Here is a 24,012-nt window from a genome sequence, read left to right on the forward strand (position 1 = left end):
CGAGGAGAGCCAGACGATCGAAGATGTCTATGAGCCGTACCTGCTGCAAATCGGATTTCTGCAGCGCACGCCCCGGGGAAGAATGGTTACCCCGGCAGCTTACCAGCATTTAGGAATTCCGCTCCCTCCGGAGCAATCCTGATCTTTTCGAATTTGGCGATTGGAGGAGAACGTGAAGATGAGGCATTTATGGAAGAAAGGGAAACGGGCACTGGCAAAAGGTCTGCTGGCCGCGGTGCTGGCGGCGGGATGCCTGCTCACTCCTTCTGGAGCAGGTTACGCCGATTCCCCCCGAACAATACGCGTTGCGTTATTTGCGGATATCGGCAGTAAATATAAATTGACGGTTCCGGCGGTCACGCTGCTCTCGAGCCAGGCTTGGAGCCTGGCCGCCGAAGATGGCGGGAGCGTTCTCGTTACGGTCCCTTCAGGGGCGAAGGTGCGTGCAAGCCTGGACGGTTACCGCGTCAAAGTGCTGGAGACATCCTCCTGGCAGACGGCGGCCGACGCGGCGAAGAAGCTTCAATCTACATCGGACAAGCCTCTGCTGTTCTTGAATTCAAAGGGTGGCAGCAATGTGTATCAACTCTATACAGGAACATATGCCAGCGAAAGCGCCGCAAAGAATGCGGTTGACAGATTGGCTAATGCCGGCTTGAGCCTTCCTGCGGATCAACCTCCCGTCATTAAGGGCGGCAAGCATCTGACCGCAGGCAGCTATGCCACGCAGTTGGAAGCAGATACAGCCAGGGCAAGTATCGCCGCTGCCGGCGTTGACGCTTGGACTGCGGTCGTGCCTTCCGAAGGCGGGGGATCGCGGTACGAGGTATGGGTGTCCGAAGCTGCCAGCGATAGTGATCTGGATGCGGCGCGGATTGTGCTTCGCCAGGTGCTTCCGCAGTTGTCCCTAACGACAGCTTCTGCGGGCCTCATGATCCGGACGGAAGCCGGTCTTGACCTGAGCAGCGAGACGCTGGCGCCGCATTATGCGGTATCCGGCGGGGCGAAGTTCATGGCTTCCGGAAGCAGCGCGGGTATTCAGCTTGCCGAGAGATCCAAGCGGACTTACCGAGGCAGTCTGGAGCTTGGCGGAATGAATGGTTCGTTATCGGTGATCAATGAATTGCCGCTGGAGCAATATCTATACTCGGTCGTTGGCGGAGAGGTCTCTTCGAGCTGGCCGGCAGAAGCGCTTAAAGCTCAGGCGGTGGCGGCCCGCAGCTATGCGCTTGCGCAGGGAATGCGGTTCGATATCGCAAATGTCGTTGATACTACGCTCAGTCAGGTATACAACGGAATCGGAACCGAAGCGGCTTCAGTTACCTCGGCGGTGGATGCCACCGCCGGAGAAGTGCTGAAGAGCGGAGTGAATATTATTGAAGCCGTCTTTTCGTCCAACAGCGGCGGTATGACCGCCGACCCGTCCGAGGTATGGAACAACAACGGCGGGAATGTATTTGCCAGCGTCGACAGCTCCGCTGACAGTTCTGCCGTGGCCGCCGCGAAGAAATGGTATTATGTGCAGCTGCCTGGCGGCACTGATGGCTATGTTCGGGAAGACAACGTAAAATTGACGGGGGAGAAGACCGCAGCCGGCCTCGACCTGATGACGGCGACGACCAAGGATGTCAATGTACGGGCTCTGCCTGTTCTGGATAGCAGCGTAAGTCCCGTCGGCAAGCTGAATCCGGGAGAGAATGCGGTTGTACTGGCCAAAGTGCTGGAGTCGGGCAGCTACAGCTGGATTAAGGGACCTTATACATCCGCCGAGCTTCTGAAGAGTCTGCAAGGGAAGACGAGCGTTGCTCTGCCATCATCCATTATCAGCCTTCAGGTGACGGAACGCGGTCCGTCGGGACGGGCGGTTCAGGTCAAAGCTAATGGTAATGCTCTAAGTGTGAAGTATCCCGATTTGTACCGCTCTGCTCTGGGCGGGCTGCCCAGCACTTTGTTTGATATTGTGCCATCCGGCAGTTATACTGTACTAGGCGCCGACGGCAGGACCGCATCAGTAAGCGGTTCACAGCAGGCCGGCGTGCTGTCCGCTTCGGGAATGGTAACGCAAGGAGGCAGCGGAACCGTAGTTATGAACGGAGATAACAAGGCGAGGGTGATTGACGCAAGCCCGGGCTTCCTGTTCATTGGCTGGGGCTACGGCCATGGACTTGGCATGTCCCAGTGGGGCGTTAAGGGAATGGCAGACCAAGGGAATGACTACCAGAAGATTTTGCAACACTATTTTCAGAACGTTACTATAGTTAAGGAATGACAAGCAATGAATGTAGATTTGTATGATTTCCATCTGCCGGAGGAACTGATTGCCCAGACTCCGCTTCCCGACCGCAGCGCATCCAGGCTGCTCACGTTGGACAAGCGGAGCGGCAGGACGGAGCATCGGCATTTTACCGATATTATCGACGAATTGCAGCCCGGGGATACGCTTGTGCTGAATGATACGAGAGTCATTCCTGCCCGGCTGTTCGGCATCAAAGAAGACACCGGGGCTAAGGCCGAGGTGCTGCTGCTGAAGAGCCTTGGCGAGGACCGTTGGGATGCGCTGGTGAAGCCGGGGAAAAAGCTTAAGACCGGAGCCGTCATATCTTTCGGCGAGGAACTCCGGGCCGTAATCGAGGAAGAAAGCGATATGGGCGGGCGAACGCTGCGGTTCATGTACCAAGGGATATTTCAGGAGATTCTGGACAGACTTGGTACGATGCCGCTACCGCCGTATATTAAGGAGAAGCTGGATGACCGGGAACGGTATCAGACCGTATACGCCCGTCACGAAGGCTCGGCGGCAGCACCTACGGCAGGTCTGCACTTTACAGAGGATCTGCTGAAGCGGATTCAGGATAAAGGGGTTCGGTTAGCCTATATTACCCTTCATGTCGGACTGGGTACATTTCGGCCTATGTCTGTTGATACGGTGGAAGAGCATGTCATGCATTCGGAGTATTTCATGCTGCCTCAGGAGACGGCGGATTTGCTGAATGAAGCCAAGTCTAAGGGAAGCCGGATCGTAGCGGTAGGGACGACCTCCTGCCGTACACTGGAGACGGCCGGCGGCATGTTCGGCGATGGACCGCTTGAAGCATGCAGCGGCTGGACGGATATCTTTATCTACCCCGGCTATGAGTTCAAACTGGTGAACGCCTTGATTACGAATTTTCATCTGCCGAAATCGACGCTGGTTATGCTGGTCAGCGCTTTGGCGGGCAGGGAACATATTCTTGCCGCATATCAAGAGGCGATCCGGCAGAAATACCGTTTCTTCAGCTTCGGCGACGCAATGTTCATTTATTAAGTATGAGGATGGTTACGCATATGGCAGCAATTACTTACGAGCATATTAAGACATGCAAGCAGTCGGGAGCCCGGCTTGGAAGAGTTCACACCCCCCATGGGGTTATTGAAACACCGACTTTTATGCCGGTTGGCACTCAGGCAACGGTCAAGACGATGAGTCCTGAAGAACTGAAGGATATGGATGCTCAGATCATTCTGAGCAACACCTATCATCTGTTTCTCCGCCCTGGACATGACATCGTTCGCGAAGCCGGAGGGCTCCACAAGTTTATGAACTGGGATCGTCCAATCCTTACGGACAGCGGGGGGTTTCAGGTGTTCTCGCTAAGCGAGATGCGCAAAATCACGGAGGAAGGCGTGCATTTCCGTTCCCATCTGAACGGAGATAAGAAGTTTCTGTCGCCGGAGGTGGCGATGGAGGTGCAGAATGCGCTGGGTTCCGATATTATGATGGCTTTTGACGAATGCCCGCCTTATCCGGCGGAATACGATTATGTGAAAAAATCGCTGGAGCGGACAACACGCTGGGCGGAGCGGTGCCTGAAAGCCCACGCCCGTCCTCATGATCAAGGCTTGTTCGCTATCGTTCAGGGCGGGATGTTCGAAGATCTTCGGAAGCAGAGCGCTGCTGAGTTGACTTCCATGGATTTCCCGGGGTATGCTATTGGAGGACTCAGTGTCGGAGAGTCCAAGCAGCTTATGTATGAAGTGCTGGATTACACGGTTCCGCTGCTGCCGCAGGACAAGCCGCGCTATCTGATGGGCGTCGGTTCTCCTGATGCGCTGCTGGAAGGCGCAATTCGGGGTGTGGACATGTTCGATTGTGTTCTGCCGACCCGTATTGCCCGCAATGGAACGACGATGACCAGTCAGGGAAGACTCGTTGTCCGAAATGCGCAGTATGCCCGTGATTTCGGGCCGCTTGATCCGGAATGCGGCTGTTATACCTGCCGTAATTATTCGCGTGCGTATTTACGTCACTTGATTAAGAGCGACGAGACCTTCGGACTTCGTTTGACAACCTACCATAATTTGTACTTCCTGTTGGAACTGATGCGTAAGGTGCGTAAAGCCATCATGGAAGACCGGCTGCTGGATTTTCGCGATGAGTTTTTCGCGCAATACGGTTTAAATGATAATTCAAAAGGTTTCTAAAGTGCTGGATTGTGCTTTATGACGATTTGAAAGGGGGGTGAAATATATGTTTCAGTATGCTGCGGCAAACCAGTCCTCAAGCATTTTAGGGCTTGTTGGTCCGTTTGTCCTGATGTTTGTCGTGTTCTATTTTCTGTTGATCCGTCCTCAGCAGAAGAAGACTAAGACGCGGAATGCCATGTTGAGGGCTTTGAAAAAGGGTGATAAGGTCGTTACAATCGGCGGCCTGCACGGTACGATTATGGAGATTTCCGACGACATTGTCGTTCTCCGGGTGAATGATGTGACGAAGCTAACCTTTGACCGGGGTTCAATCAGCCACGCTGTTACGGCTAAAGTGGAAGATAAAGAGTAGTATTTCTGTGTAACCTTATATTAAAAGCGGCGTCTTGGTATAACCCCGTCATGTAGACAGTAAAAAGAAGCATTTTAGCGGCGATCTGTTGTCGGTACTCTACCGGCTACAGGTCGCCGAGTTTTTTGTGGAAGCATTCCTTATTGTAATATAGGATGTATTCCGAAACCAAACGTTCAGCGTTCTCTAAATACTCCGGCTTCTCCAAGTACAATTTTTCTGGTCTTAAGGTGAGAAAAGAATGACTTTACACAAGGGTGAGTAGCCCGGAGCAGTTACACCTCCAGGCTCTCTCAGAACCGGACTTGAACCTCTCAGCTCATCCGGCTCCCATTATCCAGCCCAACATATATAGTTCTTCTCCCACTAAGAGTGTTGTTTCTCGCTTTGCAATCTGACTGAGCCAATCCCAGGCTCGTTTGCGTCGCTGCCTAAACCGCTTGTACTTTCTCATCGCCCAGTTCAGTAACGCTCGATTCATGCGTCGATATACCGAATGCATTTCCGCTTTGTAGTAACGTCCGTAATAATTAACCCAACCTCTTAAAACGGGATTGAACATCTTGGACAGGTCTTCCAACAATTTTTCCGACTTTAACTGAATCCGCAATATCCGGATGGTTTGCCGCATAACCTTTTTGGCCGAATTGCTTGCACCCGGAATGAAGCTGATGAAAAATTTCCCTCCTCGATTCTTAGCTCTGCGTCGTCAAAATGTATATCCCAGAAAATCAAACGTAATTTCACTGTATGTTAATATACGATTAGCATCTTTACAGTACATAACGTGCGTCTTCACCGGGTGCAATTCCAAATCAAACTCTCTACGTCTGTACTCCAGTTCGCTCTTGAGCTGTTCTGCTGCCTTTTTGCTATGACAGTGAGCTACTGCATCATCTGCATATCGTGCAAACGGCTTGCCCGGATGGTGCTTTTCCATCCATTTGTCGAAAGTGTAGTGGAGAAACAGGTTTGCTAACACGGGACTGATTACGCCACCCTGTGGTGTCCCTTTTGTTCTCATCACGAATTCCTTATTCGGTATTTGTATGGACGCTCCCAGCCATCTTTGGATATACACAATGAGCCAGGGGTTGTCCGTATGCTTACGTACGGTATTCATCATTAATTCGTGATTGATATTGTTCAAATAGACCTTTGATATCAAATTCCAGCACCCAGTCATATTTCCAGCAACGCTGTCTCATCACGGCCAGTACATCCATGGCTGACTTTCCCGGTCTATAGCCGTAGAAATCCTGATGGAAATACGGTCGACCCGGGGTTCAAAGTACAGTTTTGCGACCATTTACGCGACGTGATATGCCACGGTAGGCACGCCCAGCAACCGCGTTCCTCCGCTTTTCTTGGGTATTTCCATCGCTTAAACTGGTGGTGGAAAGTAACTTCCAGATTACATTCTATTCCAAATTTTATAGAGGTTGTTCTTGAGGTTGGATTCAAACTTCTCCAAACTGATCTGGTCAACACTCTCACCATGCAGATTTGAATTGAGCTTTTTAGGTATTCGACCTGTGCCTTCAAATACGCAACTTCTACGTCCTTACTGTCAAAATGTTTTCTATCCCTCTCCCGCGTCGATTCTCAAAGGTCTCTCCACTTTTGGATTTATGTATCCACCTCACCAACTGTGCATCGCTCTTGATTTTCTGAGTTATTCTAGGATTTGTGAATAACTCATGTGTTTCTCCAGGTGAAACCAAACCGCCTCTTTCTTCAACTCTTCGGAATATTTCGTATGCTTCTGCCCTTTTTTAGCCATGAAAAATACCCTCCGGTTGACTGTGTTTGAACATGTGCTCTTTTTTCACTACAAATCATGAGGGGATAATACCATCTCTTTTGAGAGACGCCGTTTTTTTCTGCGCCTACCTGACCTACTACCTATATGAGTAATTTGCACTAATCTGAGCCCATGCTGGGCAAGGAGATTTTGAGCATAAAAAAGGACTTCACCCCAACTTAGAGAAGTTTTTTAGTAACCACACCAAAAAAACCAATAATATAGGAAGTAATTTGTATATTATCCAATAAAGTCTATTTTCCTTTGAGGAACCGCAAACTTGAATCTAACGAACGACTGCCCATCTTTTTCAGCGCTCTTGACTTGCGACCTTATGCGAAAGAGCTGAGGAGTTCTTCACTCCGAGGAGCTGACGGGCACTGCCGCCAAGGCATTCTTCGTGCCTTGCTTGCAGCTCCTTTAGAGTACATCGATCCTTTACCGGCTTACAACGCAGGCTCCAATTCGATTTGCGTTTTCGTTACCAATGCGGACTGCGGCTGGGTTGCTCCCCCCCCCCTCGATCTCCACCTTGAGCCGTATATTTGCCGAGATGACGCAAAAAGGTATGGCTCAGCGCTTGTTTAAACATCTTGTCCTTCAGTGTCAGGAAGCTAAAATTTTGGATGGAACCCATGTCGCCATCGATAGTACGGCGATCCAAGCCCACGAGAGAAAACATCCTAAGTCGAAAAGTGAGCTCACCGGCAACGCCAATTGGGGAGTGAAGCTCGATACCTTTGCAACAAGGTCGAGTGGTTTGGCTACAAACTGCATCTAGCCGTGGATACCCAAAGCGAACTGCCCTTGGCACTGAAGGTTACGCCAACCCACGTCAACGATGGCGATGAGGGTCCCGCGCTCATGGAACAGGCTGCTGCTAAAACCAAGGTGCGATTTTTCATGCTGGATCGGGCTATGACCAGTTAAAAAACTACGAAGCTGCTCGAAATCTTAAGGTCCAGGCCATTATCCCCCTTAATCTTCGCAACGAGAAAGAGCCGCCTGCTGGGATGACCAGAAAAGCCATACCGTGCTGCTCTATGGGGTTTCCATGACCTATTGGGGGCAAGAAAACGGACGTTTGAAGTTTCGTTGTCCGCACGTCACGGGCAAGGCAGATTGCCCGGTCGGCATGACGGCTTGTCCCAATTCGGACTACGGCATGGTCGTCAAGGTGAGCGGCCGGACGATCTACACCGCTACTGCCTGCCCCACCGGGAAAGTCGGGGCTGGAAGGAACTGTACAACAAACGAACCAGCGTGGAATGCTGCAATTCCAGGCTGAAGGACGACCTAACCGCTAACCGATTACAGGTGTGGGGCATTCAAAAAGTCACTACCCACCTTTATCTGATTGCCATTGTTCTGCTCGTTTCAGCGCTAGCTGTCACAAAACAGCCTAAGATAACCACCGCATAAATTTTTAAGTCTTCTAAAAATCCTGTCCGTCTGTCCTTTTTTTCAGTTTACTTCACTAACGGCTGCATTTTAGTTTGCCTTTAAGAGAAAAAATGAATTATGCAAATTGCTCATTTATGAAAATCTGGTTACATGTAAGGAGCGGAATTATAATTTTTGGCCTGCTCGCTATAGCTCATAGCTAATGTCTGAACAATAGAAATAGTTAAATACTGCTCATTAATACCTTAATAGGGCGGGATGACTGATGTGGACCTCATTAAGCAGTAACGACAATATAATTTCAGAAATGTTCAAAGTGGCCTTACAGTTGGAAGAACCATGGAAACTGACACACATTGAATATGACGATAAGGATCAAGCATGGCACTTGTTTATCGACTTTGATCGGGGAGCCACATTTGCCTGTCCCTTGTACGGATCGGCTTGCAAAGCTTATGATAACGACACGAAACATTGGCGGCATTTGGACTTCTGGGACTAGGGCCTGTACGCAAACCTATTTGAGCCATAAGCGAATCGAAAGCAGCGTCAAAAAAGCCATGAACATGTTCGCTGTTTTTTCATAGCGAGTGGCCAGGCGTCGATAGTTTTTGACTTTGTTGAAAAAGCATTCGATTAAGTGTCGCTCTTTATACGTTTCAGAATCGATCGGGCGCTTTACCCGCCGATTGCGTTTGTTTGGGATCACCGGAGTGATCGCTCGGCTTTGCAAAAGCTCCAGAATGGCATTGGTATCGTAGGCGCGATCCGCTAACACTTCACCCGTGGCAGAAGTCCAGTTCATGAAGAAGGCGATAGCCGGTGACGGAGTCGTGGTCTTGCCCTGGCGTCAATTCGAAGCGCAGCGGATAGCCGAGCGCATCCACTATCGCATGAATTTTGGTGGTTAATCCTCCGCGCGAACGTCCGATGGCTTGCTGGTCCTGCCCCCTTTTGCGCCCGCTCCATGTTGATGGACGCGGACGATGGTGGCATCAACCATAACTTGCTCCCAGTCCGGTTCGATGGCGACATGCTTCAATATTTCATCCCAAAGGTTTGCTTTTTGCAACCGCCAGAAAAAGCTGTAGGCGGAAGACCAAGGCCCATAATAACCCGGTAAATCTCGCCATGGCGCTCCCGTTCGAGCCACCCAAAGAACCGCATTGAGCATCTGACGCCGATCCTTAGGCGGACGTCCTCCTTGTTTTTTTCGGGCCGGGGGCAACAGGGGTTCAAGTATATTCCATTCTTCATCCGTTAACTCGTATCTTCGTCTCATGTTCCTTATTTTACTAGATTTCTACGAGTTGTACAGTTTGCGTACACACTCTAGAAAACCTACATGTACGCTAGACTGCCACGAGTAAAGTACAAGGCCTCTAATAAAATAACACAAGTGAACGTGAGATGGGTAAGGCCGTTATCGTATTTCACCCTGCTGTTTGAAGCGTGGGCATGAGATTGATAGCTGAAATGCCCGTCAATAAGGCTGCACGTGAACTCCGAGAGCATGATACACAAATGTGGCGCATTTTTCACTACCACGTCAATAAGGCAATGGTAGAACTTGATGTATCGTGTGTGACGAAACGTCGTCAAGGCGCAGTCATCGTTATATTACCCTGTTCGTCGATGTTGATTGTAAAACCGTTCTCTTCGCTACAGAGAGCAAAGGAATGAAACCTTGGAATGATTCAAATCGCATCTGATTGCAAAAGGCACTGCCACATAGTAGATAGAAGAAGTATGCTGCGATATGTCTCTCACTTTTATCCGTGGTATTGAAGAATATTTTCCGGAAGCAGAGATCACCTTTGACAAATTCCACGTGATGAAACTCGTAGGCGAAGCCATCGATGAAGTGTGAATTCAAGAGCAAAAACAAAATCAGGAACTGAAACGAACGAAATACATTGCTGAAAAATAAGGCGACCTCAAGGAGGAGCAGAAGAAAACCTTGCTGCGCCGTAAGGATAGCAGCCTGCAAACAGGACGAGCTTACCGGCTCAAGCTAGCTTTACAGGATCTTTGGATAACGCCACACATTCTAGCGGACATATATTTGTGGAAATAGATCGGTAGTACATCAAAAACTTGGATAAGTTGAGGATAAATTAAAATATTAAACAATATTACTTTAAATATATGGAGTTAACATACTTTAATTTGAAATAAAGTGAATATATGTTTACATTTTAGTGGATTGGATTTATAATTACTATGCAAGTAAAAAAAATACAAAGTATGCTGAAATGACCTATTTGCATTTGTTTTTATAAAATTTTACTAATAGAGGGCATGCCTAATGAAATCCATAGTTAGTAAAAAGGATATTAGTTTGTTGAGAAGATGTTTGATTTATCTTTTCCCTTATAAATTACGAGTTACTGCTACTTTTTTCTGTATTATCTTTTGTCTGATCCTGCAAATCATCGAGCCTTTATTAATGGGCAAGGTTATAGCACTTCTGTTCGATAAGGAATTTAAAAAGCTTAGTATAATGCTAGTCTATCTGTTTGTTATAGAACTGTGCGTTTCAATTTTTAATTTTTTCCAATCCTACTTGTTTTCCTCATTAAGTGAGCATATTATTTATGACTTGAAAAAGGATATGTTTAAAAAGATCATCGAACTTCCTATTGAAATTTATGACCGTATGAAAGTAGGAGAATTTATATCCCGTCTGCAAGGTGATACTGCAATTGTAGCAGACATCCTTACAAACCAATTTATCAATACGACAATTGACATACTCAGAGTTGTTATCATAAGTATTACTATCTTTCAAATCAGTATTCCGCTTTCTTTGGTGATTTTAATAAGTTTTCCAATCACATTTTTTATCTTCACTTTTTCGGGAAAGAAGATTAGAAAGAAAAGCGATGAACTTGCCAGGTTAAATGATAATTACTTTGCTAATCTTCAACAGTCTATTGTTGGCATTAAGGAAATAAAAAGTTTAGGAATCAAGGACAGGAATTTCAATCAATTTCTAAACCTAGCTGTCAAACTACGAGGAAAAAATATCAATATAAACGTTATAAATACGGTGGCGAGATCATTATCACAGATGACTTCTTTTCTATCTCAGCTTAGTGTTATGGCAATATCCGGTTTTCTGATTTATAAAGGCCATCTGAAAATTGAATACTTTATTGCGTTTTCGTCTTACTCTGGCCAACTGACAGGCTCATTGATGAATCTTACACAAACAAGCAGCAATCTCCAGAGGGCACTGACTTCGCTTGAAAGAATATTCAGCCTGTTAGATGAATTCGGTTATAAGAGAGAAAAGTTTGGGGATTTAGAAAGGCAGCAAATTGAAGGGGAAATCCATTTTCGTAATGTTTCTTTCGGTTATAATGAAAACTTGCAAATTCTTGATAATTTAAGTTTTAAAATTGCAAAGAATACTACAACCGCAATAGTAGGAAGCAGTGGCGGGGGGAAATCCACAATTTTCAATTTGCTGCTGCATTTTTATGAAGCTGATAGAGGAGAAATTCAGATTGATGGAATGGATATAAGCAGTTTCAATGAGAACACAATACGGAAACATATATCCGTAGTACATCAAACTCCCTATTTATTCAATGCAACGTTTACGGAAAATATGCTGATTGCAAATGAAACGGCTACAGAAGAAGAAATGATAGCGATTTGTAAAAAAATTAATATTCATGATTACATAGTAAATCTGCCTGATGGTTATAACACAATGATTGAAGAAAATGGCGTGAATTTATCAGGCGGTCAAAAGCAGCGGATAGCGATCGCAAGAGCTATGCTGAAGAAATCAAAGATTATCCTATTTGATGAAGCCACCTCTTCACTGGATAATGAAACCCAGCAATCGGTTAAGGAGCTAATAAATTTGATTTCTGATGAACATACAGTTGTAGTTATTGCTCACAGACTTTCAAGCATTATTAACTCCGATCAAATTCTCGTTATTGACGCCGGGAGACTGGTAGGACAAGGAAATCATAGAACGCTGCTAAATGAGAATTTGACCTATAGAAAATTATATGAAAATGAACTGGAGTGCGCAGAGCTGATCAGTTGATATAACTTCCATTGTGTATGAATCACTCTGGGAATTATATATTGATTAAATAAGAAGGGAGGCGAAGAAATGAGAAAGCTTAATAAGAAGAACTTCTCGCATATGCATACCATTGAGGCTTATGCGGACTGCAGTCTTTCTTGTGCTTGTTATTGCCCTACTTGCAGTTGTTCCGGTTGGGATTGGATTCACTGGAGCGATACTAAAGTTACATCAAATAGTATTGCTCAAAACTATACTCCTACTGCAACTGCTCAAGTAAGATAGACCTTAATTAAAATACACTAGGGCTCTAGCCGATATTACTTTCATTCATCAGAGCCCTGGTGGAATTATTTTTGTTGTAACAAATTGACTATAAAACTGTAGAGGAGACAGTCAATTGCCGATAGATAAGAAACCATTGATTAATTCATTCGAAAATATGAATAAATTTTATTTTTTTGATGTGAACAAAAATAAAATTATTAATGTCGACGAGGAAACCTATAAAGCTTTAAATGCTCCTGAAACGACGGGTTCAAGTGAACTCCCGAGTATAAAAAAGTTGAAGAATCAAGGATATTTGTCAAATAACCGCGTAGAAAAAATCGAGCATATTAATGGAAGAATGCTTGAAGAGCTTTTAGGCTATAATCTGCGGAAAATAATTCTCCAAGTTACTCAAAACTGCAATTTCAGATGCAATTATTGCGTGTATTCCGGATCTTATGTGAATCGAATACATAGTAATAAAAGAATGGATTTTGCTACTGCCCGAAAAGGAATAGACTTCTTGATAGCGCATTCAAAGGATTCCAAAGAGATAGATATCGGTTTTTATGGCGGAGAACCGCTGCTGGAAATTGATCTGATTACTCAATGCATGGACTATGCTGTAAAAGCGGCTGAAGGGAAAAATGTTACTTTTAGCTTAACCACGAACGGTAGCTTGCTTAATGAGGCTAATGTAAAAAGATTGTTAGGATACAAGTTGAGAATAACAGTAAGTTTGGATGGACCGCAGGAAGTTCATGATAAGAATCGCACCTTTGCTTCCAATGGATGCGGGACCTTCAATGCTGTATATAATAATATCCGAAGAATTGTTGAAAAATACCCTGAAATCAAAAGAAATCTCTCTTTTTCTATGGTTATTGATCCGACGGCCCAATTCAATTGTTTGGATGAATTTATTGCAGGTGAAGAAGAATTTTTTAATGAGTCGGCTGTGATGGGAAGCTTTATATCCAATGTTTATCGAGATGACCAGCTTCAGTTTAGCGAGAACTTTGTAGGAGAATGGGAATATAGTAAATTCAGATTTCTGTTGTTTGTATTGGGGAAAATTTCAGTAGCTAACAATTCACAACTGATCAGAGCAGCTTATCGGGAACATTTCGAATATATCAGCAAATCACACAGAGAAATTACTCCGTTAGCGAAACAGGACCATCACTCAGGACCTTGCGTACCGGGTCAAATTCGATTATTTATGAGTACGGATGCCAACTTTTATCCTTGCGAAAGGGTAAGTGAAACATCGGATATTATGAAAATAGGCAATATTGAAGATGGTTTTTATTTTGACAAAATAGAGGAACTATTAAATGTAGGAAAGCTTACAGAAGAGAACTGCAAGGAGTGCTTCGCATTCCGTAATTGCAGAATATGTGCCTCTTTGTCAGATGATGGAAATCAATTGAGCAAAGAAACCAAATTAAAAGCCTGCCAAGATGTCCGCTTTAATGTTGACGAAATGCTAAAAGATGTATGTACCTTAAAAGAATGCGGATTTAAAAAAGAAATGATTCAGATGACAACGGGATTCTAATATGGAGGGAATATCTTTGAATAAAGAAAGTGTATTAATCTATCCGTATGACTCGCAGTTTACTCCCTTGTTAAGACACAAAGGCTTCGTTGACAACTATGACAAAATTCAGCTCTCCTCTTTGCCCGGTTGGGGATTATGCGGCAAAGATGCCAGTTATGCAGATGGAGGAGAGTTCATAGGCCTAACTGTGAGTCAAGAATTTGATGAAATATTGAGTGAAGCAGATACGGTTATTTTTGCCGAAGCAGACAATCCATATCATTTGGAAAAGATGATCTATCCCAAAATATTCAGTGCTATTGAAGCCGGGAAAAATATTGTTACTCTTATACAAGTAGATGAGAAAGCAGATGAAATAAAAAAGAAATGTGAAAGAAAAGGTGTCCGTTTTACCAATTATAGGGAAAACAGTCTGGACCATACTGATTTTTTAGATCAAATGAAATCGGAATTTAAAAAAGAAATCGTCGATTCTCGTATTCCCATTCTCGCAGTCATTGGTTTAGCGGAACACACTAATAAGTTTCAGCTGCAGTTGGATCTAAAGGCAACTATCGAAAATATGGGCTATAAGGTTAGTATGGTTGGTTCAAGAGCGTATTGCGAATTGTTGGGATTCCACTCATTTCCGGCTTTTATGAAAGAAGTAATCAGTGAGTCGGATAAAATTTTATGCTATAACAGGTACATCAAAAGAATTGAATTAACGGAGAAGCCCGACTTAATTATCGTGGCCGTGCCTGGCGGCTTTATGCGGTATAACAACAAAATCATCAATGATTTCGGAATTACGGCATACGAAATTTTTCAGGCAATTGTTCCGGATGCGGTAGTGCTAAGTCTATTTCATGAGAAATATACAGTGGATTATTTGGATGGAATTATTAAGTCCGTGAAATATAAATTGGGATTGGAAATCGATGCGTTCAATATTTCTAATCGGCAAATTGATTGGGTGGAAATGACGAATTCCCAACCCGATGTCATTAGCACTTTAACGCTTAATCCGGAGTTTATGAAGAAGAGCATAGAAGAATGCAAAGCTTTGTCCCAGATTCCTGTATTTAACATTCTGGAAAAGGGGGATGCCGAGAGAATTACCAACTTAATTATTGATAAATTATCGGAAATTGAGATGGCAGTTAACTTCTAAAAATTATGGTTGTTCTCAATTATAGCGAGTAGTTGGAGGAGAAATGGATATGGGAATTCTAAATCAGGAAATCAGTGTTGAGGAGATCGCGCAGATACTGGATGAGATATTAAAGAACACATTGCTAATTAATACCGATTTATGGGGGCAAGACAAATACAATCAGAACTTTCTTGAACCGAGGGCGCAAATGAGAGCAAGGCATCTGCTGAAATTGTATTTTGAAATCGAAGAGTGTTTTGGGATTTCGATTCAGGAAAAGGACATTGTCTCAGGTGCATTTAACTCTATAAATAATATTTCTGTCATCCTTTATAGTGAAATGAAAAATGCCTGACGAAATCGATATTTGTATTATTGATGATGGAATTAATGAAGACATTTTTAATATCGGTGCCTTAAAATATAATAAAGAAATAACCGAAAATTTGCTCATAACAACTAACAGGAAACATTATGACCAACATTTATTGAGTCATGGGACGGTATGCGCAGGAATTATAAAAAAGAATGCGCCTGCGGCAAAACTCTCAAGTGTTAAAATATTACAGAAGAGGGAAAAGATTGATGGTTCGGTACATCAGTTAATCAAGGCTTTATACTGGTGTGCCGAGAATAATATCAGAATAGTTAATCTCAGCCTGGGTACTACGTATTTTAGGGATTTTGCAGATGTTACATATTGCATAAATGAAGTTACGGAACGTGGCCTGATCGTTATAGCTGCGTGTAATAATAATAAGCTTTTCACCCTGCCTGCCTGCTTAACCAATGTAATCGGGGTGAAAAGCTCTGAAGCCCTTATGCCCAACCAGTATATATTTAATCCTTATCCAGCAGACGGAATAGAGGTAATTACAAGCGGTAGACAAACAATTCCCAGAATAAATGGGGAGAACTTTGAAACAAGGAATTCGAACAGTTTTGCAGCATCCTTTATAACGAGCATGGTTTACCAGATACTCAGAAGGAAGCCTAATTTAGGTGTAGAGGGAATAAAAAAGGAATTATATGACTATTCGGAAGGGGATAATAAAGAGGACTACAACCCGTATTTAACTATAAGTACAGATTGGATAAAACAAAATACTGTGCTTGATATAACAAATTTAAGCCAAAGAGGAAATCATATTGGAACGATTTTAACAAACGCTAGCACACTGAATTTAAATTCAATATCATTTGTCGAAGGTGATAATTTGATTGACGGACAAGAGAGGCTGAAAATTTGGAATAGTGCATTTTATGAAGAGTGTATAAATGCTTGGTTAGACCAACAGGAAACTGAAATTGAATTGCCCATACCTGTATTATCAATCAACGGTTTGCCCGGAACAAATATTTTGTTAAGGCTGAATGAATTGTTTCATAAGGACGGGTATTATTCTAAATTGATTTCTGATAACTCAAAATATGCAATACACAACTTCGAATATTTACCCAATGGTGTAAATTATGTTGATTTTTTTCTTTTCGTCTACAAAAAATACAATTGCGACTTAATTATTTTTAGTAGTGAAAAGCCTTCGGAATGTTATTCTCTAAATAGGCAACTGTTTGATATTGTTGTTAGATTTACATATCCAACCAAATCCGATAGTCTACAAGTTGATTATAGAGCTGTAGCCATTATAAATGGGAAATCATTAAAGGGGAAGATAGAGAGGATCTATAAGTATATTAGAAAAGTGTTGACAAGTTAATTCAAGCAATCTGAGTTGCGTATTATTAAAGACTCGGGTTGTTTTGTTTAACTTGAAGACTTACATGGTTGTAGAAAAGGTTGCACATATGAACTTTACATTCCGCTCCCCAAGAATATAGAAGGAATTGGATAGAAACATTTGGTTTTTAAAATGGGGCTGTCCCAAAAGCTCCACTAAATTGAAGTGAAGTGCTCAAATTAAAGCCGAAATGAGCAAACGGGACGAAGCGGAAGGTTTTCCTGCATTGCGCCTTTCTTTTGTAAGTAGTGGGCAAGACAAAGCCATCCGACCTCCAGGCTAACTTTGCTCAAGCCCTGAAGCAGAAACCTCTGAAATCCCCGGTCGTTCTTCATTTGGCTGAATACGCTCTCCGGCTGGGTCATGCGACAGACGGACAAGGCGTATCCTTTCTCGCTTTGCAGCCGCTCTCGCATTTCGTTCTTCTGCGCCTATTGTCAGCCTCACCACAATCTCCCGGTCTCCTTGGGCTTTGGTGCAAGCTGCCTTGAGCGGGCAGTCCGCACAGCCCTCGCTTCGGTAATGGTGCGTTCGAATCTCATAGCCTCTCTCGGTGAGCGTGCGGCTCTCGTACTGGAAGGTAAGCTTCTGCCCGGCCGGCGCACGTCCAGTATTCTTCTTCGTTGTAGTCCCAGTTGCCCACCTTGCTAATGTCTTGCTTCCATGCCCAGCTCTTTTCCTTATGGTATGTCCTGTCTTGGACGATTCCCGGGATTTGCTTCTCTTTCAGGTAGACGTAGTTCTCCTCGTTTCCATAAGCGGCGTCCGCAATGATCGTCTTCGGCACCTTGCCTTCTCCAGGTGAGGCTTCAGGATCTCGTGTTCGTGGGCCGCTGATGCACACTGGAGCCCAGCAACAAACTGATCCTCCGTCCCGATCTGCACATTGTATCCGGTTTCAACTGGCCGTTTCGCATATAATCTTCTTTCATCCGCATGAACATCGCATCCGGACCGGTTTTGCTGTAGCTGTTCCGCTCGTCAAGGAGCATCTGTTGGTACTCGTACTTCAGCAGGCGGGGTAGAGGATTATGGAACTCTGAGCAGGCGAAGAAGGGTTCGGCTTCTTGGGAATGCACCACCGAAAGAGTCGTGCGAAAACCTCAAAAGGAGGACTATACCACACGCAGCAGCGGCTGACGAAGTAAGCGGAGGCGAGTATTCGGGAAGTGGTGAAGGAAGACTACCCCGACAACGATGCGAGGAATGTCCTTTCAAGAACAGGTACAGTTGCTGAATCTGAAAATTTAAGGCTGGCGGAATTATTACTTTACGGCGTACAGCCAGAATAGAATGGCCAAGTTGGACTGGCATATCCTTCAGCGACTGCGCGGTGGTATGCTAAGAAACGGCAACACCAATGATGGATAAGTTCATGGAAAAAAGTCACGGGTGTCGCCAGAATGTATGAACTCAAAACGCTATTGTAATCTGTATGCCCATGGTAGAAGAACATTGGAAAGTCCTATGAGGGAAAACCTCATATACGGTTTGATAAGGAGGGGCTGGTTATGAATCCAGCCCTATACTCTAGCAAGTTCTTCATCATTTCCGAATCTTTAAGGACGACTGTAGCCTATTAACCGTTTACCGCATCGGGGTAGCTTCGTTTCCGACACGCAGCGTAACCTCGTTCTCGCGGAGCGTAAGCTTGGCAAGTTGAACGCCGAGCGAAGAAGAGAGAATGGCCAGTAAAGTACCGCCCATCATATCGGTAAGCCAGTGAATGCCAAGGTAGAAGATGCCGAAAATAATGACGGCGGCCGAAACAGACGTAACCATCATCCAGCGCCGGTTGCCCGATCTTAGAGCGAGCAGCGCTGTTGTCAAGGAAATGGAAGTGTGCAGGCTGGGGAAGCAGTTGTTAAGTCCGGACAATGCCCGGTACTCCTGTTCAAATTTTGGAAATACATCCAGCATGACGAACCGGACACCCGCCGGAGCATAGGACCATACCTCATTCACAGGGAGATACAGGTAAAAAGGAATGGCAATCGCGTAGTTCAGGATAACGGCGTAGCAGGTTGCATAGACCATCAGACGGTTCTTGTCCATCAAATACACTCCAAGTGATGCGGCGAGCACCGATTGCAGCATGAACACGTAAAAGAACACGATAATCGGGGTCAGCCATGGAGCGTAGAACAGATGCTGTAATCCCTGAACAAAATGCCCTTCGAGACCATACACAAAGCCGGTAAAATCGGAAGTGAGATGCAAATTCTTCTCGATTTGCAATTCATACTTGTTAAGAGCGAGCACGCCGGACATTCCGGCGATGAGCAGCACTAATTTATAGGACCGCAGCAGCTCTTTAGCGAGATAATAGATCGGCGCAAACGGATTGCGGCGGGTCACAAGGCCGATCAGCAGAAAGACGATGACTACGGTAAACCAAGAAACGGTATTCATAGAATGATAAAGCAAGACGTTCGAAGCCTCCTTGAATGTGAGGAAAACAACAGTAGGATGAAGACAGTGTATCACATTTTGGGAAGCGGCGTTTTAATTTTTTAAATGGAATAATTAAGCTTTTTGAAAATTAACTCCAAACATACCGCCAAGCGCGCCGATGACGGCAGCAGCCGCTATCCACAGCAGATCGACCGCTTTCAGCGGGCTGTCCAAAGCCAAAAAACCGATAACCAATACAATGATTCCGTAAAAACCTCCGGTAAGACTGCCTTGATACCACCCCTTGCGGATCGCTCGCTTTCCCGCCGTCCAGCCTCCGAAGGCGACAGCCAGTCCATGTACAACGTAGGTGTACAAAGAGAGATCCTGTTCGCTCAGACCGCTTCCCCAGAGCAGCAGCGAAAGAATGAAAGCTCCCAGCAGCATCCACAGAAAAGCGCGGCACAGGCCCGACAGGACGGGGCTCCCGATTTTCAGTGAGAACAGTGTCCGTAGCAAATGCATGGTTTAACCTCCTCTTTTTACAGGTTGTAAAATCAGTTACTTCATACTATGAGACGGCTTGCCCCAATAGTACATGAAAGCCCGAAGGGCATTACCAGTAATTGAGCGCGGACTTCCCGAATGTTACATGGGCTGCGCGGTCAGAATAGGGTTACATTGTTCCGTCCGGCGCTTATTGGTGTTCGGAGGACCCGAAAAAGGAGAGCGAAGCCATATGATACGGCATATCAGCGCACATCTCTTTATGACTTTGCTGATGTATTTCTTCATCTTCCTGAGCATGCGAATTATGGGTAAGAGGGAGATTGGAAAGCTGTCGCTGTTCGACCTTACAATTTCCATTCTAATCGCCGAAATTGCCGTATTCGCCATTGAAGATATAAAGCGCCCGCTGTATGACAGTATTGTGCCGATGGTGACGCTGGTTCTAGTTCAGGTGGTGCTGGCCCAGTTCAGCCTGAAGAGCCGTAAGCTTAGACTGCTCATAGACGGCAAACCGAGCATTCTGATTGCGGAAGGCAAAATTCAGCGCAAGGAAATGCGTAAACTGAGATATAATATTGATGACCTGCTTCTGCAGCTAAGGGGGCAAAATATTACCAGTCCGGCCGATGTCGAATTTGCGATATTGGAGCCAACCGGCCAGTTGACCGTGATCGAGAAAAGTAATGACGTCTCCTCTTCCAATCGTTCCGGTAACAGCAAATACGATAGTAATTCCCGCAGTAACCGTTTCGGCAGCAGCACCGGCTCGGAAGGCAGTGCGTCTGTTCAAGATTTTCCCAAAGATAAAATCCGGTATGAAGGGCTGCCGGTGCCGCTGATTATGGATGGCAAGGTACAAGACGATAATCTGGAAATGATCGGAAAAACACGGTTTTGGCTAAGAAATCAGATTCGGCAAAAAGGCGTCTCGGATTTTCGCGATGTGTTTCTCTGTTCAATCGACCATAAGGGTAAGCTTTATGTGGATCATATCCACTCCAAGTAGCTACAGCCAGCGGCCGATAAGCGGAAGTTTCTCGAGATCACGCCGTGTAAACAGTCCTGTCAGCAGCGAGATGCCGAGATAAAACGCCATGCCTAGAGCAGAGGCGAACAGAAACTGCACCCACTGTGCCTCGGCTATCGATATGTGGGTGTGTACATACTTTACGCCGGCGCCCATAATCAACATTACCGCGCCTGTCTTAGCAAGATCGCTAAGCTTCAAGCGAAGAGAAATCAATCTGACGACGCTGAACCCATGCAGCAGGGTGACCAGAATACTGTTGACGATGATGGCGATCAGAGCGCCATTGATTCCGTACTCGGGCCTTGAAGCAAGCAGCAGGATGAGCAGAATTTTTACAATCGCCCCGACCAGCGTATTGAATAATGCCGTCCCCGGCCGTTCCATTGCTTGAAGCACCGCCTGAAGCGGAGCCTGCACGTACAGAAACAGGGCGAACGGAGCCATCATTCGCAGCATTGGAGCGGTATCTGGGCTGCCATAGAGCAGGCTGCACAGCGGGGAGGCGAGCACGTACATAATTACAGCGAATGGCGCACCGGTTACCAGGGCCAGGCGCAGCGCCTGATGAATCCGTTTATGGATCGCCCGAAGATCGCGGCGGGCCGAGGCCTCGGACAGCGAGGGCACCAGCGAGACGGCGAGTGCACTGGTGAGCGCCCCTGGCAGCAGGATCAGAGGGATAACCATTCCCTGAAGTGAGCCATACTGGGCGGTTGCGAGCGAAGTGGCAATTCCTGCCATGGCCAGGCTGCGGGCGGTAATAATCGACTCCAGCAAATAAGAGAACGAGCCGACAAGTCTTCCGGCAGTTACCGGAACGGAAATGCCAAGCAGGCGTCTCCATATTCCTTCGCTGTGGACAGCGTTACCTTCGCCGGGAGGTTGTTCCGCAGTCTCGACCGGCGCACCTTTTTGCTGGCCAGGCTGCGGGTTGTCCTTTTTTTCACCAAAATGGTACTTAATCAGCAGCACGAGCATCCCCATAATTTCACCTACGGTAACCCCAAGCATTGCGCCTGCCGCGGCAAAGGAAATGCCCTTGGGCAGCAGCAGCCACGAGAACCACAGCATGAAAATAATACGCGTTACCGTCTCCAGAACGGAAGACAGCGCAGAGGGAATCATGTTCTGCAGACCCTGAAAATACCCACGGTATACGGCGGAAACGGCGACAATGGACAGCATCGGGGTCATGGCGATAAAAGTGTAATATACGCGGCTGTCCGTTAGAATTGAGGTGGATACCCAGGAAGCTCCGGCCAGGGCGATTCCTGTAAACAGAATGCCAAGCGAGACGCTGATTGCCAGAGCCGTATGCAGGATGCGCCGCGACCGCTCCGGCTGATTTCTGCTCTCGGCTTCCGCCACCATTTTGGCAACAGCGAGCGGAATTCCTCCGGCTATGACAGTTACAAGCACTAAAAAGAAAGGATATCCAAGCTGGTACAAGCCGACGCCTTCGGCTCCGATTACACGCGGCAGAATGATGCGCGGAATAAAGCCCAGCATCCGGTTGACAATACCCGCTGTTAGCAGGATCAAGGTTCCATAAATAAAGCTCTGCCTCTTCGGTTTCCTCAAACGGCATTCCTTCTTCCCGGGGTAAAATGCGGCGGCAGCCGAACGTTGTCCTACTAAATGGATATGCTGTATGTGATCGGACATGACTGCCGTTTCCGCATAACATTTTGGGACGAAAGAAGGAAAACCATGATTTACCCAGAAAAAAGCACCTCTCTCTCAAAGTTCTGCCCCCGTATGCATATTTATGCATATGAGTGAAAACGATACCGTTGAAGAAGGTGCTTCATGAATCCGCGATATTTGATTGTGTTGTTTTCTCTGCCGGATAAGGCAGCGGCTTCTCTATTGCGCAAGCTGCTTCATTCGGTCCGAATCAAGGATGCAAATCATCCGGTTGGATACTTCAATAACTCCTTCCTTCTTCCATTTGTTCAGCACCTTGTTAATGGTAACCCGGGAAGTGCCCAGACTGTTGGCGATCGTTGTCTGATCAACGGGAACCCCATCAACCTCAGCTTTGAGCCTGAGCAGGTAATGGGCCAGCTTGGTTTCTACTGTACTGTCCATAAATTTGATCGTCTGAGCGAGCAGGCGCAGCTTGTACATGAGCGAACCGGTGAAGATGATGGCCGCATTGGGATCATCGGTGCATGCCGCCAGAAAGTCCTGCTTCGAGAAATGGTATAGGGTGCAATCCATTGTCGCAACGGCATTGGCAAGGTAAGGCTCCCTGTTCATTCCGTCTTCTCCGAACAGCATCCCGTCTGCAATGTTATAAATAATCCGTTCGTCTCCGTTGTCGGCGAAAATCGTCTTCTTGATACTCCCGGCATCCAGGTAATAAAATCCGTTTCCGATGTCGCCCTGATTAAAGATGACGGTGTTCTTCTTCAGCTTTATTAACTGCCCGTATTTCAGAAATGGACGCCATGCATAACGGTGCTTTAGCATACACTCCCCCCATTTCGCATGTGTTTTTCCAGCAGCAGTTTTTTCAACAGATCGGGCCGTTGAATGATTACTTTTCGCTGCTTGATGTCCACCATTCCGTTTTGCACCCATTTTTTTAAAATTTTGTACACGGTTATGCGTGTCAGGCCAGTACAGTTGACTACGTTATCCTGGGTCATGAGAATCTGGTATTCTCTGAATTCATGGCAAATTTTCAGCAGGACATAAGCGATGCGTTGTTCGGCGGTCAGGGAGTCCATCACAATTTCCTGTGTCAGAACCCGCATGTGCCGAACAGCGGTTTGTGTAATCAGACTAACGGAATCCGGGTGACGATTCATCAGCTCCACCATTTGCTCAACAGAAAAGTAATAGAGGACAGAATCATTGACAGTTATGGCCGTTGCGATGTGAGGCGTTCGATCCAGAACATTGATCCCGGCTATTTTGCCTGGCAGCATGATGTTCAGAATACGATCGTTGCCTTTTGCCGTGGACGTCATTATTTTAACCAGACCACGATGCAGGTAATAAAATCCCTCTCCCATCTCCCCTTGTCTGAAAATCATCGTCTGTCCCTTATAAAACCGCCGAGTTCCATAATTCAGATACATTTCCCAGGGGCTTGAAATGTCCGGCATAATGATGTGGCTCCTTTGAACTTTATTCTTGTCGTACACAACGCCGCAGTTGGGATTTTTCTGTACAGATTATGTTATACATTATAACGATGGACGTTATCAATATAAAGAGAAAACAATTGTAAATGGAATGCAAAACAAAAATGCAAGTAATAAAATACCTTAATAACGTTAAT

The 24,012-nt window shown here is 45.8% G+C and carries 21 protein-coding genes and 3 pseudogenes; 14 read left to right on the top strand and 10 right to left on the bottom strand.

The features are described 5' to 3' along the window. The 5 genes from L691_RS31485 to yajC all read left to right on the top strand — a co-directional run. Positions 1-142: Holliday junction DNA helicase RuvB C-terminal domain-containing protein (locus L691_RS31485; protein ID WP_332249107.1), on the top strand; the 142-nt coding region annotated here is incomplete at its 5' end. Positions 143-178: 36 nt separating this feature from the next. Continuing rightward, positions 179-2,269, top strand: a complete 2,091-nt coding sequence (locus L691_RS0121275; protein ID WP_025692353.1) for a SpoIID/LytB domain-containing protein — start codon at positions 179-181, stop codon at positions 2,267-2,269. A gap of 6 nt (positions 2,270-2,275) precedes the next feature. Next, on the top strand, positions 2,276-3,304 hold the full coding sequence (queA, locus tag L691_RS0121280; RefSeq protein ID WP_025692354.1) for a tRNA preQ1(34) S-adenosylmethionine ribosyltransferase-isomerase QueA: 1,029 nt from the start codon (positions 2,276-2,278) through the stop codon (positions 3,302-3,304). A gap of 20 nt (positions 3,305-3,324) precedes the next feature. Further along, the gene (tgt, locus tag L691_RS0121285; RefSeq protein ID WP_025692355.1) at positions 3,325-4,461 is read left to right on the top strand and encodes a tRNA guanosine(34) transglycosylase Tgt; all 1,137 of its coding nucleotides are present in this window, start codon (positions 3,325-3,327) and stop codon (positions 4,459-4,461) included. Positions 4,462-4,507: 46 nt separating this feature from the next. Continuing rightward, positions 4,508-4,816, top strand: coding sequence for a preprotein translocase subunit YajC (yajC, locus tag L691_RS0121290; protein ID WP_025692356.1), 309 nt, complete (start codon positions 4,508-4,510; stop codon positions 4,814-4,816). Between the two features lie 319 nt (positions 4,817-5,135). On the opposite strand, the gene L691_RS33055 is transcribed toward yajC, so the two are convergent. Both L691_RS33055 and L691_RS33060 read right to left on the bottom strand, forming a co-directional pair. Then, complete coding sequence (locus L691_RS33055) at positions 5,136-5,447, bottom strand: group II intron maturase-specific domain-containing protein (RefSeq protein WP_198023083.1); 312 nt, start codon at positions 5,445-5,447, stop codon at positions 5,136-5,138. A gap of 78 nt (positions 5,448-5,525) precedes the next feature. Continuing rightward, positions 5,526-5,942 (bottom strand): reverse transcriptase domain-containing protein, encoded by a 417-nt coding sequence (locus L691_RS33060; RefSeq protein WP_332249108.1) that lies wholly within the window; start codon positions 5,940-5,942, stop codon positions 5,526-5,528. A gap of 911 nt (positions 5,943-6,853) precedes the next feature. Here L691_RS33060 and L691_RS34500 point away from each other — a divergent pair. Beyond that, positions 6,854-8,042: pseudogene (locus L691_RS34500) on the top strand (transposase). Between the two features lie 499 nt (positions 8,043-8,541). Here the strand turns inward: L691_RS34500 and L691_RS31490 are convergent. Continuing rightward, a pseudogene (locus L691_RS31490) lies at positions 8,542-9,306 on the bottom strand (IS5 family transposase). A 456-nt stretch (positions 9,307-9,762) separates the two neighbouring features. Here L691_RS31490 and L691_RS34380 point away from each other — a divergent pair. From L691_RS34380 to L691_RS30820, 7 genes are all read left to right on the top strand, one after another. Beyond that, positions 9,763-9,894, top strand: a complete 132-nt coding sequence (locus L691_RS34380; RefSeq protein ID WP_408634782.1) for a transposase — start codon at positions 9,763-9,765, stop codon at positions 9,892-9,894. 438 nt (positions 9,895-10,332) lie between these two features. Continuing rightward, positions 10,333-12,093, top strand: coding sequence for an ABC transporter ATP-binding protein (locus tag L691_RS0121335; protein ID WP_025692361.1), 1,761 nt, complete (start codon positions 10,333-10,335; stop codon positions 12,091-12,093). Between the two features lie 69 nt (positions 12,094-12,162). Beyond that, positions 12,163-12,360 carry a CLI_3235 family bacteriocin precursor gene (locus L691_RS34385; RefSeq protein ID WP_156934311.1) on the top strand — a complete coding sequence of 66 codons (198 nt, stop codon included), beginning with the start codon at positions 12,163-12,165 and terminating at the stop codon, positions 12,358-12,360. A 115-nt stretch (positions 12,361-12,475) separates the two neighbouring features. Continuing rightward, positions 12,476-13,906: a Cys-rich peptide radical SAM maturase CcpM gene (gene ccpM, locus L691_RS0121340; RefSeq protein WP_051459426.1), complete on the top strand. Its 1,431-nt coding sequence runs from the start codon at positions 12,476-12,478 to the stop codon at positions 13,904-13,906. A gap of 16 nt (positions 13,907-13,922) precedes the next feature. Then, positions 13,923-15,062 carry a TIGR04066 family peptide maturation system protein gene (locus L691_RS0121345; protein ID WP_025692363.1) on the top strand — a complete coding sequence of 380 codons (1,140 nt, stop codon included), beginning with the start codon at positions 13,923-13,925 and terminating at the stop codon, positions 15,060-15,062. A gap of 43 nt (positions 15,063-15,105) precedes the next feature. After that, on the top strand, positions 15,106-15,399 hold the full coding sequence (locus L691_RS0121350) for a peptide maturation system acyl carrier-related protein (protein WP_156934312.1): 294 nt from the start codon (positions 15,106-15,108) through the stop codon (positions 15,397-15,399). Beyond that, positions 15,392-16,765, top strand: a complete 1,374-nt coding sequence (locus L691_RS30820) for a S8 family serine peptidase (protein WP_025692365.1) — start codon at positions 15,392-15,394, stop codon at positions 16,763-16,765. Before L691_RS0121350 ends, L691_RS30820 begins: the two co-directional genes overlap by 8 nt. A gap of 200 nt (positions 16,766-16,965) precedes the next feature. On the opposite strand, the pseudogene L691_RS34390 reads toward L691_RS30820, so the two are convergent. From L691_RS34390 to L691_RS0121375, 4 genes and pseudogenes are all read right to left on the bottom strand, one after another. After that, positions 16,966-17,470, bottom strand: a pseudogene (locus tag L691_RS34390) (transposase). 125 nt (positions 17,471-17,595) lie between these two features. Continuing rightward, positions 17,596-17,778: a hypothetical protein gene (locus tag L691_RS30835; protein ID WP_051459428.1), complete on the bottom strand. Its 183-nt coding sequence runs from the start codon at positions 17,776-17,778 to the stop codon at positions 17,596-17,598. A 595-nt stretch (positions 17,779-18,373) separates the two neighbouring features. Then, entirely contained in the window at positions 18,374-19,213 is an 840-nt protein-coding gene (locus L691_RS0121370) for a phosphatase PAP2 family protein (RefSeq protein ID WP_025692367.1), read from the bottom strand. 99 nt (positions 19,214-19,312) lie between these two features. Beyond that, positions 19,313-19,705, bottom strand: coding sequence for a TIGR04086 family membrane protein (locus tag L691_RS0121375; RefSeq protein ID WP_025692368.1), 393 nt, complete (start codon positions 19,703-19,705; stop codon positions 19,313-19,315). Positions 19,706-19,919: 214 nt separating this feature from the next. On the opposite strand from L691_RS0121375, the gene L691_RS0121380 reads away from it, so the two are divergent. Next, complete coding sequence (locus L691_RS0121380) at positions 19,920-20,696, top strand: DUF421 domain-containing protein (RefSeq protein WP_025692369.1); 777 nt, start codon at positions 19,920-19,922, stop codon at positions 20,694-20,696. Here the strand turns inward: L691_RS0121380 and spoVB are convergent, their stop codons facing one another. The 3 genes from spoVB to L691_RS0121395 form a co-directional block, all read right to left on the bottom strand. Then, on the bottom strand, positions 20,697-22,385 hold the full coding sequence (spoVB, locus tag L691_RS0121385; RefSeq protein ID WP_084654349.1) for a stage V sporulation protein B: 1,689 nt from the start codon (positions 22,383-22,385) through the stop codon (positions 20,697-20,699). 201 nt (positions 22,386-22,586) lie between these two features. Further along, positions 22,587-23,195, bottom strand: coding sequence for a Crp/Fnr family transcriptional regulator (locus tag L691_RS29710; RefSeq protein ID WP_036737646.1), 609 nt, complete (start codon positions 23,193-23,195; stop codon positions 22,587-22,589). After that, positions 23,189-23,836 (bottom strand): Crp/Fnr family transcriptional regulator, encoded by a 648-nt coding sequence (locus L691_RS0121395; RefSeq protein WP_156934313.1) that lies wholly within the window; start codon positions 23,834-23,836, stop codon positions 23,189-23,191. Before L691_RS0121395 ends, L691_RS29710 begins: the two co-directional genes overlap by 7 nt. Between the last annotated feature and the right edge of the window lie 176 nt (positions 23,837-24,012).

The sequence above is a fragment of the Paenibacillus zanthoxyli JH29 genome (assembly GCF_000520715.1).
GTDB classification, from domain to species: domain Bacteria; phylum Bacillota; class Bacilli; order Paenibacillales; family Paenibacillaceae; genus Paenibacillus_AQ; species Paenibacillus_AQ zanthoxyli.